The sequence below is a fragment of the Microvirga arsenatis genome (assembly GCF_009910705.1).
Classification (GTDB): Bacteria; Pseudomonadota; Alphaproteobacteria; order Rhizobiales; family Beijerinckiaceae; genus Microvirga; species Microvirga arsenatis.
In genome coordinates this window covers 125,008-139,008 of record NZ_JAAAXJ010000003.1, presented here as the reverse complement: position 1 = coordinate 139,008, position 14,001 = coordinate 125,008, and the positions used below count along the sequence as shown (strand labels likewise).

The 14,001-nt window shown below is 66.7% G+C and carries 13 protein-coding genes and 1 other RNA gene; 5 read left to right on the top strand and 9 right to left on the bottom strand.

The genetic code is table 11. The annotated features are described in order from the left end of the window. Positions 1 to 2 precede the first annotated feature (2 nt). From hflC to GR303_RS06745, 7 genes are all read right to left on the bottom strand, one after another. Complete coding sequence (gene hflC / locus GR303_RS06775) at positions 3 to 932, bottom strand: protease modulator HflC (protein WP_161723610.1); 930 nt, start codon at positions 930 to 932, stop codon at positions 3 to 5. Beyond that, complete coding sequence (gene hflK, locus GR303_RS06770) at positions 929 to 2,083, bottom strand: FtsH protease activity modulator HflK (protein ID WP_161723609.1); 1,155 nt, start codon at positions 2,081 to 2,083, stop codon at positions 929 to 931. Before hflK ends, hflC begins: the two co-directional genes overlap by 4 nt. Positions 2,084 to 2,219: 136 nt before the next feature. Continuing rightward, positions 2,220 to 2,732 (bottom strand): dihydrofolate reductase, encoded by a 513-nt coding sequence (locus tag GR303_RS06765; RefSeq protein WP_161723608.1) that lies wholly within the window; start codon positions 2,730 to 2,732, stop codon positions 2,220 to 2,222. Continuing rightward, a complete protein-coding gene (locus GR303_RS06760) occupies positions 2,729 to 3,211 on the bottom strand; it encodes a GNAT family N-acetyltransferase (RefSeq protein ID WP_161723607.1) in 483 nt (160 codons plus the stop codon). The genes GR303_RS06765 and GR303_RS06760 overlap by 4 nt, the downstream gene beginning before the upstream one ends. A 90-nt stretch (positions 3,212 to 3,301) precedes the next feature. Next, positions 3,302 to 4,801: a M64 family metallopeptidase gene (locus GR303_RS06755; RefSeq protein WP_161723606.1), complete on the bottom strand. Its 1,500-nt coding sequence runs from the start codon at positions 4,799 to 4,801 to the stop codon at positions 3,302 to 3,304. A 77-nt stretch (positions 4,802 to 4,878) separates the two neighbouring features. After that, entirely contained in the window at positions 4,879 to 5,190 is a 312-nt protein-coding gene (locus GR303_RS06750) for a DUF2293 domain-containing protein (protein ID WP_161723605.1), read from the bottom strand. 5 nt (positions 5,191 to 5,195) lie between these two features. Continuing rightward, positions 5,196 to 5,990 carry a thymidylate synthase gene (locus GR303_RS06745; RefSeq protein ID WP_161723604.1) on the bottom strand — a complete coding sequence of 265 codons (795 nt, stop codon included), beginning with the start codon at positions 5,988 to 5,990 and terminating at the stop codon, positions 5,196 to 5,198. A gap of 68 nt (positions 5,991 to 6,058) precedes the next feature. Here GR303_RS06745 and ssrA point away from each other — a divergent pair. Both ssrA and GR303_RS06735 read left to right on the top strand, forming a co-directional pair. Further along, positions 6,059 to 6,415, top strand: a transfer-messenger RNA (tmRNA) gene (gene ssrA / locus GR303_RS06740). A gap of 23 nt (positions 6,416 to 6,438) precedes the next feature. Beyond that, the gene (locus tag GR303_RS06735; protein ID WP_161723603.1) at positions 6,439 to 7,050 is read left to right on the top strand and encodes an SspB family protein; all 612 of its coding nucleotides are present in this window, start codon (positions 6,439 to 6,441) and stop codon (positions 7,048 to 7,050) included. On the opposite strand, the gene GR303_RS06730 is transcribed toward GR303_RS06735, so the two are convergent. Next, on the bottom strand, positions 7,047 to 8,486 hold the full coding sequence (locus tag GR303_RS06730) for a cytochrome P450 (protein ID WP_161723602.1): 1,440 nt from the start codon (positions 8,484 to 8,486) through the stop codon (positions 7,047 to 7,049). The genes GR303_RS06735 and GR303_RS06730 overlap by 4 nt on opposite strands. Before the next feature lie 89 nt (positions 8,487 to 8,575). Between GR303_RS06730 and fumC the strand changes: the two genes are divergently transcribed. Genes fumC through GR303_RS06715 form a run of 3 tightly spaced genes read left to right on the top strand, consistent with a single transcriptional unit; the run spans position 8,576 to position 10,413 of the window. Next, complete coding sequence (fumC, locus tag GR303_RS06725; protein WP_161723601.1) at positions 8,576 to 9,970, top strand: class II fumarate hydratase; 1,395 nt, start codon at positions 8,576 to 8,578, stop codon at positions 9,968 to 9,970. Positions 9,971 to 9,984: 14 nt separating this feature from the next. Continuing rightward, on the top strand, positions 9,985 to 10,173 hold the full coding sequence (locus GR303_RS06720) for a DUF4169 family protein (RefSeq protein ID WP_161723600.1): 189 nt from the start codon (positions 9,985 to 9,987) through the stop codon (positions 10,171 to 10,173). Further along, positions 10,174 to 10,413 (top strand): ribbon-helix-helix domain-containing protein, encoded by a 240-nt coding sequence (locus GR303_RS06715; RefSeq protein WP_161723599.1) that lies wholly within the window; start codon positions 10,174 to 10,176, stop codon positions 10,411 to 10,413. Here GR303_RS06715 and GR303_RS06710 read toward each other — a convergent pair. Next, on the bottom strand, positions 10,387 to 13,953 hold the full coding sequence (locus tag GR303_RS06710; protein WP_161723598.1) for an AsmA family protein: 3,567 nt from the start codon (positions 13,951 to 13,953) through the stop codon (positions 10,387 to 10,389). The two genes, GR303_RS06715 and GR303_RS06710, sit on opposite strands and share 27 nt — an antisense overlap. Positions 13,954 to 14,001 lie beyond the last annotated feature (48 nt).

The following is a 14,001-nucleotide window of genomic DNA, read 5'->3' as shown; positions in this document are numbered from 1 at the left end:
CCTTATTGAGCTGGGGCCGGCTGCGCCGGAGCGGGCCGAGCGGGGGCGCTTCCTCCGTTCCTGCGACCGGTCGGGTCGTTGAAGTAACGGAAGAAGTCCGAGTCCGGGCTGAGCACCAGGCGGGTATCCCCCGACTTCAGGCCGTTCTCGTAGGCCTGCATCGAGCGGTAGAAAGCGAAGAACTCGGGGTCCTGCCCGAAGGCCTCGGCCAGAATGCGGTTCCGGTCCGCGTCGCCTCGGCCGCGCAGCTCCTCCGCTTGGCGGTTCGCCTCTGCGCGAATGATCGTTGCCTCGCGCTCGGCCTGGGCGCGAATCGTCTGCGCCCGCTGCTGGCCATTGGCGCGCAGATCGGCTGCCTCGCGCTCGCGCTCGGTGCGCATCCGCTGGTAGACAGCCTGGCTGTTGGCGGCCGGAAGGTCGACGCGGGTCAGGCGCACGTCGATCATCTCGATGCCGAGGCTTTGCGCCTGCCGGTTCACGTCCTCCTGGATGCGGTTCATCAGAGCGGCGCGCTCGGTGCGGACGATGGCATCGCGGGATGCGTTCGCCAGAACGTTGCGCATGGCCGAGTTGGTGAAACTCTGCAGGCGCTGGTTCGCGAGAGCGATGTTGCCCACGGCCTGATAGAACCGCAGCGGATCGACGATGCGATAGCGGGTGAAGGCATCCACCTCGAGATTCTGCCGGTCGGCCGAGAGGACCGTCTGCACCGGCAGATCGAGGTCGAGAACACGCTTCTCGAAATAGGTGACGTTATCGATGAGCGGCACCTTGAACTTCAGCCCCGGTTCGGAAATGGCCGACTGGACCGCGCCGAACCGCAGCACGAGCGCATACTGCGTCTGCTGCACGATGTAGATCGCGCTGTAGAGGCCGACGGCAATCAGCGCCAGCGCAATGAGAAGGACAGTGCGAAGGGTCGAACCGTTCATCGTGTCGTTCCCTGCTGGTTGGCCGCGTTGCCTTGCGGCTGCGGGCGCTGATTCTGGTTCTGGAACTGGTTCAAGGGCAGGAAGGGCACGACGCCTTGGCCGTTCTGATCCACGATGACCTTGTCGAGCCCGCCGAAGACGCGCTCCATGGTCTCGAGGAAGATGCGCTCGCGGCTCACGTCGGGAGCCTTGCGGTACTCCTCATAGACCTGCCGGAAGCGAGCCGCCTGACCGGAGGCATCGGCGACGGACTGCTCGCGATATCCCTCGGCCTGCTGGACGGTGCGGGCGGCCTCGCCTCGGGCCTCGGGCACGACGCGGCTGGCGAAGGTCTCCGCCTCGTTCTGGAAGCGGACGGCATCCTGCTGGGCGGCATTGACCTCGAAGAAGGCCTGGCGCACCTCCGCTGGAGGCTGAGCGGCCTGGAGCTGCACGAGGTTGACGAGCACGCCCGCACCATAGGCATCCAGCGTGCTCTGCATGATCTGGCGCACCTCCTGGGCGACGCTCGCCTGCTCGGTGGTCAGGATCGCCTGGATGTTGCGGCGTCCGATGACCTCGCGCATGGCGCTCTCGGCCACGGACTTGATGGTGCCTTCGGGGTTCTGCAGGTTGAAGACGAAGTCCTGGGGACGCGCCGGGTTGATCTGCCAGACCGCATCGAAGTCGATGTCGACGATGTTCTCGTCGGCGGTGAGCATCAAGCTCTCCTCGATCACGTCGCGCGGACGGCCCTGCCCGGTCGGCGTGGACCGATAGCCCACCTCGACCCGCTGCTGGGCGGTGACGTTGGGCTTCATCACGCGGCCGATCGGGTAAGGCAGGTTGTAGCGCAGGCCTTCGCCGGAGGTGCCGACATACCGGCCGAAGAGCATGTTGATGCCGACCTCGTTCGGCCGCACCGTGTAGAAGCCGGTAAGCAACCAGACCGCGATCACGCCCAGGACGAGGATGATGAGTCCTCGCCCTCCCATGGAGCCGCCCGGGATGAAGTCCTTGAGGCGATCCTGGCTGCGGCGCAGAATATCTTCGAGGTCGGGGGGATTGCCGTTCCCTTGCGGACCGCCGGAGCCCCATGGGCTCTTGCCGCCTCCCGATCCGCCACGCTGACCCCAGGGGCCACCGCCGCCGCTTTGGTTACTCCAAGGCATAGGACGCCTTTCCTTACCTGCAAAAAGTCCGGCCGGAACGGCCGATGGAACCGAAGGCGGTTGTGAGTGCTGCCTCTTCCGCCTGTCAAGCCTGCGAATTGGGTATTCCGCGAGGCTTCGTCAACCTCGAATGGCGTCAGGTGCGCCGTTCGAGGTCGATAAAGGTAAACGGATGCTCGTCGTCGGGACCTTTCGGATGGCTCTCCCGCCGAACCTCGCGAAACTGTGACCGGTCGAAGGCGGGGAAGACCGCATCGCCCTTAGGCGCCGCCTGGACCTCGGTGAGGTACAGGTTCCGTACATGCGGAAGGGCCATCGCATAGATCTCGGCCCCGCCCGCTACGGCAATTGCATCCGCCCCCATCCGAGAGGCAAGCTCCTGGCCTCTCGCCATCGCCTCCTCCCAGGCATGGGCGACATGCACGCCTTCGGCGGCGAATCCCTTGTCGCGGGTCAGCACGACCGTTTCCCGCCCAGGCAGGGGCTTGCCGATCGACTGGAAGGTCTTGCGGCCCATGATCATCGGCTTGCCCATGGTCAGCCTGCGAAACCGGCCGAGATCGGTCTTCAGACGCCAGAGCAGCCGGTTGTCCCGCCCGATGACGCCGTTTTCGGCCATCGCGACGACGAGGATCAAGGGAACGGTCATGCCTCCTCCGCCAGCTGTCTCAGGGGCTCGCCCGTCATCCGCTGCACCGTCCATTCGTCCATGGGAACAGCGCCGATGGAGCGGTAGACCCGCAGCGCCGGCTCGTTCCAGTTCAGCACCCACCATTCGAGGCGCAGCAGGCCTTCGGCAAGGCAGCGGCGCGCCAGGTGCCGGAGCAGGGCCCGCCCGATGCCCCTGGAGCGGAATTCGGGCCGCACGAACAGGTCCTCGAGATAGATGCCGTGCCGTCCGCGGAAGGTCGAGAAGTTGTAGAACCACAGGGCAAAACCGACAGGCTCCCCCTGCCATTCGGCGATGTCGGCGAAGACCCGCGGGTTCTCGCCGAACAGCGCCTTGGCGATGTCGGCCTCCGTCGCATCGACCTCATGCGCCAGCCGCTCGTAGTCGGCGAGTTCGCGGATGAAGCGGAAGATGAGGGCGGAATCGGCGGCTGTGGCCGATCGGATGGAGAGAGTCATTTCTCCTGTTTACGGGAACAAGAGGACGCCGCCAATGCCTCACCCCTCGCCCATCCACTCCGGCAGAGCCCTCCGAAAGCCGGCAGGATCTCAAACCACGAAGAACTCGTGAAAGCTCATCGCGAGACCCTTGGCGAGCACCGCGATCTCGACGGGCTTGACCTTCGTTCCGGATCCGTCGGCGTCGTAGAGCAGCAGGCCCTTCTTCTTGTCGTAAACGATCCGATCCTCCCTGTCCTTCGCCCTGGACGCCACGACGAACAGATCGGACTCGAGCTTCTTCGGCCTTGTGAGCGTCCCAGGCCCGAGCTTCGTGAAAACCTTGCTGTCGAGCCAGATCGTATCCGAGGCTACGCTGTAATCAGCGATCTTGTCCCTGTTCGAGTTTTTGTCGGGCCTGACGTCGAAAGCGAAGGTATCGCGTCCCGTGCCGCCGATCAGAACATCGCTGCCGGCTCCGCCCCAGAGCTTGTCGTTCCCGCCCCTGCCCTGGATTTCGTTGGCCTGCGCATTTCCCCGAAGGCTGTTCGACGATCCATCGCCGGTGAGCAGGCGGTCATTCGTCAAGGTCCAGGTCACGACCTGCTCCAACGAGCTGCGATCTCCCCTCACCCAATCCGTCGGATCATAGGCCCGTGCCGTAAGGACATGCGCGCCGAAGCCGTAATTGTCCTGGGTCACGCTGAAGGTCTCTCCGGCATCGGCGAAGGTTCTGCCGTTGAGCGTCCAATCCACCTTGATGACGGCAGGATCGATGGTGTCGACGGAAAAATCGGACCGGTTGTGATGGGTGCTCCAGGGGTCGGTATACCCGTCCAGCGGATCGACCAGCTCGTAGAACTTGAGGACGAACTGTTCCCTCGCGATGGCGTCGAAGGGGCGACCCAGGGTCTTCATCTTGGAGTCGAGCGACGGGCGGTAGACCCCCGCCGCGTGGTAGTAGGCCCCCTCGTAAGCCCCGATGACCCCGATGCCGGGCTGGTTGTACCCGAGCCATTCGGACCATTTGCCGCCCGAGGCATCCGAGGTCACATTGGCGTAGGGGAGATCCGGGCCGGCATAAGGTCCCGTGGCACCGTAGTCATACTCATCGCCCAGCCCGGCAAAGGCATGGCCGATCTCATGAAGGGCAATCTCGTAGGCCTGGGAATGCCCGGCGGAGTAGATGCTGGAGTCGTAGCCTGCCCCACCGTAGGCGGCGCTGTTCACAAGGATGAAGCGCATCTCGGAGGCAAACCCGGCATAGCGCAGGACATCCTCTTCGATGGCATCCGCCTTATTGAGGTCGATGCTCAGCGCGCGACCGCTGTAGCTCGCGTCCAGCGCCGTATTCCTTGAAACCCCGGTCGACGGATCGTCCGCACCGGACTCGGCGGAGGCAACATCGATGGAATGGATGTTGAAGAAGTTTCGATAGCGTCCGAAGGGTTCGCTGAGCAGGCCCCCACCGAACATATAGCTCAGAAGGCCCTCAATCTGAGCATTATAGGCGGTGCCGATCTCCGTGGACGTGTAGCCGTCTCCCATGAAGACCATGTCGATGCGGTTCGAGCTGATCCCTGTCACCTGCAGGGCGCGGAGCGTAGGCACGAAACAACCTCAAGCAAAGAAATAAAGTATCACGATCCTTCTAGCCTATCATTCCTGCCTTGAACAGAGGTCGCCTTTCAGGAGGCCGAGCCCTCATCCTCCTCCAGGACCCGCCGGGGCGAGCCCCATTCCTCCAGGATCGCGTTCATGTGGTCGAGCACGAAGAAGCGGGCGCTCTCGACGTCGTAGCCCTCGTCGAGCAGGCTGTCATAGTCGGTGAGCCTATGCCGAATATAGGCCGTCATCGACAGCCAAGCGGCCGTCTCGGGCGAGGCGGCGTGCAGGCCGCGGCTGCCGAGCGCGTGGTCGGCCACGGCCTCGAACTCGTGCCGCGGAATGCGCGGGGCGAGGATGCGGATGGCGCTCTCGATGGCCTCGCGCCTGTTCATGGCCCTCAGACCGCGACGGGCGCCTTGATGGCGGGATGGGGATCGTAATCCTCGATGGCGATGTCGTCGTAGGTGAAGTCGAAGAGGGAGCGCACGGAAGGGTTCAGCCGCAGCTTCGGCAGCGGCCTCGGCTCCCGCGAGAGCTGGAGGCGGGCCTGCTCCAGGTGGTTGAGGTAGAGGTGCGCATCCCCGAAGGAATGGATGAAGTCGCCCGGCTGCAGGCCGGTGGCCTGGGCCATCATGTGCGTCAGCAGCGCATAGGAGGCGATGTTGAAGGGCACCCCGAGGAAAACGTCCGCCGAGCGCTGGTAGAGCTGGCAGGAGAGCCGCCCCTCCGCCACGTAGAACTGGAACAGGCAGTGGCAGGGCGCGAGAGCCATCCTGTCGAGTTCGGCCGGGTTCCAGGCGGAGACGATGAGGCGGCGGCTGTCCGGGTTGCGGCGGATCTCGTCGAGAACCCAGCGGATCTGGTCGACGGTGCCGCCGTCGGGCTTGGCCCAGGAGCGCCACTGCTTGCCGTAGACGGGGCCGAGATCGCCGTTCTCGTCCGCCCATTCGTCCCAGATCGTGACGCCGTTCTCCTTCAGGTAGCGGATGTTGGTGTCGCCCTTCAGGAACCACAGGAGCTCATGGATGATGGAGCGCAGGTGCAGCTTCTTCGTGGTGACCAGCGGGAAGCCCTGGCTGAGATCGAAGCGCATCTGATGGCCGAAGACCGAGATGGTCCCGGTTCCGGTGCGGTCGTCCTTGCGGACGCCCTCGTCCATGATGCGGCGCATGAGGTCGTGATAGGCTTGCATGAGGTGCTCCTGGATCCATTATAGGTCACCGGGTCAGGCTCTCCGAGTCGCAAACCGTCCCCATCCCCACCCTTTCAAAATCGATCCGGCCCACCTATATTGGGCATGCCGGTCGCAAGACCGGCTATGGCGATAAACGGCTATCGGAATAAACCCATCGGACCCGGGGGCGGTACCCGGCGCCTCCACCAAAATCCAGGCAGGATCTGGATTTCGGCGGGGGCGAAATAGGATCGACGAGGGCGTAAAGGGTAGACTTTCGCTCGGCATGGTTCCGCCGTTATCGGGCCGAATCTATAGTTGCCAACGACAACTATGCTCCGGTTGCAGTGGCTGCGTAAGCGGTCCCTAAAGCCGAATCAAAGCCCTTGCGGTTAGCACCGTAAGGCGGGGTCCGGAGGCACCTGGCAACAGAAGCCTCCACTTTCGTTTCTGCAAGGGCTCGCGCATGGCCGGTGGTAAAGACCTGATCCGCTACGATCTTCTGGTGCAGGACGCGCTGAAGGGCGTCGTGCGCAAGGTGCTGATCGATGCCGGAAAGGACGGCCTGCCGGGCGAGCACCACTTCTACATCTCCTTCCGGACGGACTTCCCCGGCGTTCGCCTCTCGAACCGCCTGCGCGAGAAATATCCCCAGGAGATGACCATCGTCCTCCAGCACCAGTTCTGGGACCTCAACGTCACCGAGCACACCTTCGAGGTCGGGCTCTCCTTCTCCGGCATCCCCGAGCGGCTGCTCATCCCCTTCGATGCGCTCACCGGCTTCTTCGACCCGTCGGTCCAGTTCGGCCTCAAGTTCGACAGCCAGGACGACGAGGGCGAGGAGGATTCCGAGGAAGCAGGCGCATCGCAGCCGGCCCGCAGCGGCGCCGCCGAGCCCGTGGAGCTGAAGCAGCCCCGTAAATCCCTCCCTCCGGCCGAGAAGAAGCCCGCGCCCGTCGCCAAGGTGGAATCGCCTGAAACCTCCGGGGACCAAGCCGCCAAGGAAGAGGCGGACGAGCCCGCCGCATCCGGCACCGCCGAGGTCGTCAGCCTCGACGCCTTTCGCAAGAAGAACTAAGTCTCCGCCACAGCTTCCACTCCGCCCTTGTGCTGCGCAGCCTGAGGGCTGCGCGGGGCGACGCGCATGGGAAGGCCGCCGCGCGGCCTCAGGGTGACGCGCTGCACGGGCTCGACCACGTGCCCCTCCGCCAGATCGAGCCGCACGGCGCGGGCGATGGTGGCCAGAACGATCACCGCCTCCTGCAGCGAGAAGCTCGCACCGATGCAGACGCGCGGGCCGGCTCCGAACGGAAGATAGGCGAAACGGTCGATCTTTCCCCGCGCCTCGGGCAGGAATCGCTCGGGCCGGAAGGCGTCGGGCTCCTCCCACAAGCGCCTGTGCCGGTGCAGCACATAGGGCGAAATGGCCACCATGGAGCCTGCCGGAATGTCCAGGCTGCCGATGCGGTCGTCCTGGAGCGCCGTCCGGCTCATGTAGGGCGCCGGCGGATAGAGGCGGATCGCCTCGTCGATCACGGCGCGGGTGTAGACGAGCCGCTCCAGGTGCCTCGGCTCCAACGGCCCCGCACCCAGCACCTCGTCCACCTCCTGCTCCACAAGGATGCGGGCCCGCTCGTCCTGGGAGAGCAGGTAGAGCGCCCAGGACAGGGCATTCGCGGTGGTCTCGTGGCCGGCGCCGATGAAGGTGACGATATTGGTGCGCACCTCGATGTCGCTCAGGCCCTTGCCGGTTTCCGGGTCCGCCGCCTCCAGGAGCAGGGTGAGCAGGTCCCGCGGTGCGGGCTCGCCCCGGGCGAGCAGCGCCTTGCGGGCATCGATCAGCTCGTTCACGGTCTCCTCGAAAAACTCGATGGAGGGCCGCGCCCGCAGGCGCCCGATCCGCGGGATCCAGTCCGGGAAACCGAAGATGTCGAGGGGATCGACCCGCCCCAGGGAGTTGAAGTAGCGGGTGATGGCACGGCCCAGGGCATCCGGGTCCTTGGGCACGCCTTGGGTGAAGATGGTCCGCTCCAGAACGTCGAGGGTCACCCGGGTCATTTCGAGCGCCGCATCGACCACGCGCCCGTCCGGACGCCTCTGCCAGCGCCGGACGAGGCGCTCCGCCGCCTCCACCATGGCCGGGAAGAAGCTGGCGACTGTGCGGGGCGTGAACAAGGGCGCCAGGGTGCGGCGCTGCAGCCTCCACTCCTCGCCCTCCGCCGTCACCAGCCCTCGGCCAAGCCCCGGCGCCAGGATCCGGATCTGCAGGTCGTCCTTCCGGTAGTTGGCAGCGTTGTCCAGGAGGATGTGGCGGATCGCGGCGGGGTCGTTCACCACGGTCATGCGGCCCAGAGCCCCCTCGCCCGTGACGATCGGCTCCTCGAAATGGGTGTGCATCCACATGGTGAGGGGGTTCTCGCGCACGGCCCTCAGGAAGGCCAGCATGCCGAGAGGCTCGGTGCGCGGCTCGGGATGGGGCGGGCGGAACAGGGGCGCTTCCAGGGTGTCGCTCATGCGAATTGACGAGGCCTCCGATGCGCGTTCGCAGTTGCGAGCGCCATCATTTGAGATAAGAGAACGCAACTCCATCGAAAGAGGTCAGGATGTCGCCCTCAACCCGCATCGAAACAGATACCTTCGGCCCCATCGAAGTTCCTGCCGACAAGCTCTGGGGCGCTCAGACGCAACGCTCGCTTCAAAACTTCCGCATTGGCACCGACCGGATGCCGCTCCCCCTCGTTCACGCCCTGGCGATCGTGAAGCAGGCTGCCGCGCTTGTGAACAAGGATCTCGGCAAGCTGGAGCCGCGCCTGGCCGACGCCATCGCCGCAGCCGCCGCCGACGTGGTGCAGGGCAAGTACGACGACGAGTTCCCGCTGGTGGTCTATCAGACCGGCTCGGGCACCCAGTCCAACATGAACATGAACGAGGTGCTCTCGAACCTCGCCATCGAGCGCCTCGGCGGCGAGCGCGGCAGCAAGAAGCCGGTTCACCCCAACGATCACGTGAACATGGGCCAGTCGTCCAACGACTCGTTCCCGACGGCGATGCACATCGCGGTGGCCCGCGAGATCAACGGCCGCCTGCTCCCCGCCCTCAAGCACCTGCTGAAGGCGCTCGAGGACAAGCAGGAGGCCTTCAAGGATCTGGTGAAGATCGGCCGCACGCACCTGCAGGACGCGACCCCGGTCACGCTGGGCCAGGAATTCTCCGGCTACGCCGCCCAGGTGCGCCTCGGCATCGCCCGCATCGAGCAGACGCTGCCCGGCATCTATGCGCTGGCCCAGGGCGGCACCGCCGTCGGCACGGGCCTCAATGCGCATCCGGAATTCGCGGACCGCTTCGCCTCCAAGGTGGTGGAACTGACCGCCCTTCCCTTCACCTCGGCCACCAACAAGTTCGAGGCACTCGCTTCCAACGACGCGCTCGTCTACACCCACGGTGCGCTGGCGAGCCTCGCGGCCGGCCTGTTCAAGATCGCCAACGACATTCGCCTGATGGGCTCCGGCCCGCGCTCCGGCATCGGCGAGATCTCCCTGCCCGAGAACGAGCCCGGCTCCTCGATCATGCCCGGCAAGGTCAACCCGACCCAGGCCGAGGCCATGACGATGCTGTGCTGCCAGGTCATGGGCAACCAGACCACGGTCACCGTTGCCGGGAGCCAAGGCCACTTCGAGCTCAACGTGTTCAAGCCGGTGATCGTGAACGCCGTGCTGCAGTCGATCCGCCTGCTGGCGGACGGCGCCATCAGCTTCACCGACAACTGCGTCGTCGGCATCGAGCCGAACAAGGAGCGGCTCAAGGAGCTGATGGAGCGCTCGCTGATGCTCGTGACGGCGCTCGCTCCGAAGATCGGCTACGATAAGGCCGCGGCCATCGCGAAGTCTGCGCACAAGAACGGCACGACGCTCAAGGAAGAGGCTCTCAAGGCCGGTGTCTCGGCAGAGGACTTCGACGCCGTCGTCCGCCCCGAGACGATGCTTCAGCCGGGCGAGTAAGCTACAATCGCGCCATGGCTGAGATCATCAATCTGCGCCAGGCGCGCAAGAACAAGGCGCGGGCCGAGAAAGAGGCCCGCGCCGAGCAGAACCGCATCAGCTTCGGCCGCACCAAGGCGGAGAAGAAGCTGACCAAGGCCGAGCAGGAACTGGCGAAAAGCCGCCTCGAGGCTCACAGGCGCGATCCCGACGAGACGCCGTGAATGGGCTTTGCCGTCGTCAAGCGCTCCGTCTCCATCGCGGGCCATCGCACGAGCATCTCGCTCGAGGAGCCTTTCTGGGAGGGCCTGCGCGAGATCGCAGGGCGGGAGAAGCTGTCCGTCCAGTCCCTGATCGGGCAGATCGACGCCGAACGCGGCGAGCAGAACCTCTCCTCCGCCATCCGGGTGTTCGTGCTGAACGATCTTCGCCGCCGCTTAGCGGATCGGGGCTCCATAGACTGAGGGCGGAGGAGCCACCTCCACCGGTGGATTCAGGGGCGGCAGGGAAGTTGCGGGGGTTGTCCCGGACTCGTCCTGGGGCTGGCTCTGCTGCTGCGACTGCAGCCGCTCCGCCTCGCGCCGGGCCCGCTCGGCCTCCGCCCGCGCCCGAGCCTGGCGGAGCGCCTCCTCCTCGGCGGCCCGGGCCCTCTGCCGCTCCGCTTCCCGCTGCGCGTCGATCTGGCGCTGGCGCTCGGCGGCAGCCCGCTCGAAGGCCTCGATCTTCTCGAGTTCCCGCTTGAGCACGATGGCGGCCAGGCCGTTGCGGAAGGGACCTGCATCGATCTGCCGGACGGGCGCCGTCAGGGAACCCTGCCAGTTCAGGCCGATGGAGGGCGGAGCACCCACCCATTCGGGGGGGGAAGCCTTGGCCGTCAGTGCGCCGCGGGCATCGAGCTGCAGCGTCTTGAGATCATACGTCACCCCGCCCTGCCAGACGGCTTGGCCCCCCTCGACCACGAAGGGGGAGAGCCGCAGGATGCCGCCGACGAGGGCAGCCGAGGTTCGGACCGAGGCGGCGCTGAGGGGCGCGCGTCCCAGTTCCATGCCGACGATGGCCTCTGCCCGACCTTCGGCGAGCGGATCGTTCTCGGCCAGCGCCCGCTTGAGCACCCGCTCGAAGACATTGGGATCGGCTGCCGGAATGCGGAGGTTCGTCACCTGCCATTCGCCTGCGCCGCCGAGATTGGCCACCAGTTCGGACAGGCTCCCGCCCGCCGCCCCGAACCTGAGCGGGCCGGACAGGACAGCCTCGAAAGGGCTCGATCCGGTGAGCGCCCAGAGCGGCACCTTCTCCAGCGAGCCTTCGCCGACGATGGTGGCAAGCGCTCCCTCGCGGGTGATGGTCGTCGCCCCCGTGATCCGGCCCGAGCCGATCGTGGCGTCGAAGTTTCGGATCGAGATGCCGTCGGGCTGGGCCCCGACCACGAAGGAGGCGCGGCTCGCCTGCAGGCCGCGCCCGAGATCGAGCGTGCCGGCCCGGAAGGTGACCTGGCCGCCGGAGACCAGCCGCCCGCTCTGCCCGAAACGGGCCGTCGACCAGATCGCCGTCGCGTTCGGATCCCCCGGCACGTTGAGCGTCAGGGTTGCCACCAGCCAGGGCAGGGAAAGGCGGCCCAGGGAGACCTCGCCGCTGATGTCCGAGCGGGAGGCGACGACGAGGCGCGCCTGAACGGGATCGTTCGCGACCTTGCCGTTGACCTCGAGGAGAGTTGACCCGCGTTCGCGGCCGAGGGTCACGCGGCCGGTCACGGGAACCGGAGGCGCGACGCCGGCCCCATCGCCCAGGAGCTGCAGGAAGGGCGTGATGTCGGGCGTCGTGATCTCGGCCTCGCCGCTGTCCACCACGTCGTCGCCCTCGCTCAAGGAGAAGGGCCGCGTGGTGGCGACCCTCACCCCGGCGATGTCTCCGGTCAGGGTGACGTTGAACAGTCCCGAGCCGACCCGCGTCCCGCGCAGATCCACCTTGGAGGGCCGGTTCAGGCTGGCCATGGCCGGACGGTTGACCCACCGGCCCGTGCTGTCCGTGGACAGGCTCAGGATCAAGCTCTCGGTTCGGCCGTCGATGGACTCGACCCGCCCCTCGAAGGGGCCGCCGGCGATCCGGCCGGTCGCGATCGTGCGCAGCCTCAGCTCGTTCGAGCCCGGAGCCGGCGCGACCCGCTCGGAGGCCACGTCGAGGTCGAGGGCGCCCTCGCGGACGAAGTGGGGTACGAGCTTGGAGATCCCGCCCACCCAGACGCTGCCCAGGAGATCGACCAGCGGATCGGCGCGCTGGGCCGTGACCTTGCCGGAGATGCGCCCGGAGCCGTCCGGGGCGATGCGCCCCCGCACCCGGGCATTGGCGCCGGCGAGATCCACGATGTCGAGGGTCTCCACGAGCAGCGCCGGCCCGTCGGAGAGAATCCGGGCCGAGATCCGCCCCGTCGGCGGGCTCCTGCCGGCGCTGACCGCGCGGGCATCCAGGATGAGGCCGATATCGATGTTCTGGGTGGCCTGGAAGACGCTGGAGACCTGCGGCAGGTCGTCGAGGTTGAGGTTCTGGATCGCGACCTGCGCCTCCAGCCGGCCGCGCTCGTTCGCCTCCGGCGCGGTGTAGCGAACATTGCCCGTGAGGGTGGACTCGCCCGTCTTGAGCCGCAGGCGGTTGAAGGACAGGACCGGATTGGAGAAGGCGATTTCCGAGGAGGCCTCGACCGGACGGCCGTCCAGCATCCGTAGCAGGGGCGAATTCAGGCCGATCCTGGCAAGATACCGCGCCAGCCGGTCGGAGGCGTTGGAGGCCAAGGCCACCTTGCCGTTGATGCCGCCCCGCGTGGTGAGCCCGAGCTGGCCTTCGACAGCCACCCGGGTCTCTCCCGGCGCGGTGAACTCGATCCGGTCGAGCTGCGCCCGGCCGGTGTCGAGGGACAGCTTCAGGATGGCGTTCGACAGATCCTCCTGCCCGAGACCGATGCTGTCGATCTTGAGATCGAGATCGATGGGCACACGGACCAGCGGCAGGGACCAGCTCTGGAGCCGGCTCTTGAAGTCCTGCCCGTTGGACGAGAGGATGAAGCTGTCCGCATCCAGCCTGCGCCCCTCGAGGCGCAGGGAAATCCGCGGCTCGTTGAGCCCGATCCTTCCGTCGCCGGTCATGCGAAGGCTCGCGCCGCCCTCCCCCGCTTCCACGCTGACGGGACCGAGCTCGACGGCGCCGGGAACGGTCCTGAACTCCGTCTCGACCGCAATGGGGATCGGAATGCCCGCCGCGGCCAGCTGCGCCGGCGGGCCGAACAGGACCTTCGCCTTGCCGGTGACGCTCGGGGTCGTCGCCTCGCCGGTGCCCTCGTTCAGCCCCAGCCGGGCATCGAGATCGAACCGGGGATAGATGTCGCCCCCGCCCGAGAGCTTGACCTGGATGGTCTTGTCCTCGGCCAGCTCGCCCGTGACCAGGCGAAAGGGCACGCCGGCCGTCGTGCCCTCGACCCGCCAGGGGCCGATGAGCTTCTGGCCCTGGATCACGACGTTCTCGGCGAAGGCCTGGTTCGTCCGGCCCGTGCTGGCGCTCTGGGTGGTGACGAGGAGCTGGGCGACGGACAGGTTCTCGATGGCCCATTCCCGGGCCCGGCCGCTGCCGGAGACCAGATCGGGCGGCAGGCGCCATTCGCCGTCTCCCGCGACCGGGATGCGGATGTCGGCCCGCCCCACCCGCGTCTCCGTGAACCTGACCTCGCCCCGCAGCAGCGGGGTCAGGGCGATCTCCGCCCAGACGGCATCGGCGGTGAGAACGGGTGAGTCCGGCGTTTTCCCGCCGAGCCTGAGCCGTCCGAGCTCGATCCGCGGCGTGGGCAGCAGGCGAACGGCGACCTCGCCCTCCGTCCGGGCTTCCGTGCCCGAGGCGCGCGCGATCATCTCGTCGATGCCGGTGCGGTGATCCTCCCAGCGGATGAAGGGAGGCGCCGCGACGGCAACGGCCAAGATCAGGATCACGATGGAGGCGATGATCGTCAGGATATCGCGCAAGAGGCTGCCTTTTCTCCGTTACACCAGCACGTCCTTATCCCATGGCAT

Excerpts from the sequence above, each read along its gene's own strand:
- GR303_RS06760 (WP_161723607.1), bottom strand. The coding sequence starts at position 3,211 with ATGACTCTCTCCATCCGATCGGCCACAGCCGCCGATTCCGCCCTCATC.
- GR303_RS06715 (WP_161723599.1), top strand. The coding sequence starts at position 10,174 with ATGGGCTTTGCCGTCGTCAAGCGCTCCGTCTCCATCGCGGGCCATCGC.
- GR303_RS06745 (WP_161723604.1), bottom strand. The coding sequence starts at position 5,990 with ATGCAAGCCTATCACGACCTCATGCGCCGCATCATGGACGAGGGCGTC.
- hflC (WP_161723610.1), bottom strand. The coding sequence starts at position 932 with ATGAACGGTTCGACCCTTCGCACTGTCCTTCTCATTGCGCTGGCGCTG.
- GR303_RS06730 (WP_161723602.1), bottom strand. The coding sequence starts at position 8,486 with ATGAGCGACACCCTGGAAGCGCCCCTGTTCCGCCCGCCCCATCCCGAG.
- hflK (WP_161723609.1), bottom strand. The coding sequence starts at position 2,083 with ATGCCTTGGAGTAACCAAAGCGGCGGCGGTGGCCCCTGGGGTCAGCGT.
- GR303_RS06735 (WP_161723603.1), top strand. The coding sequence starts at position 6,439 with ATGGCCGGTGGTAAAGACCTGATCCGCTACGATCTTCTGGTGCAGGAC.
- fumC (WP_161723601.1), top strand. The coding sequence starts at position 8,576 with ATGTCGCCCTCAACCCGCATCGAAACAGATACCTTCGGCCCCATCGAA.
- GR303_RS06765 (WP_161723608.1), bottom strand. The coding sequence starts at position 2,732 with ATGACCGTTCCCTTGATCCTCGTCGTCGCGATGGCCGAAAACGGCGTC.
- GR303_RS06720 (WP_161723600.1), top strand. The coding sequence starts at position 9,985 with ATGGCTGAGATCATCAATCTGCGCCAGGCGCGCAAGAACAAGGCGCGG.
- GR303_RS06750 (WP_161723605.1), bottom strand. The coding sequence starts at position 5,190 with ATGAACAGGCGCGAGGCCATCGAGAGCGCCATCCGCATCCTCGCCCCG.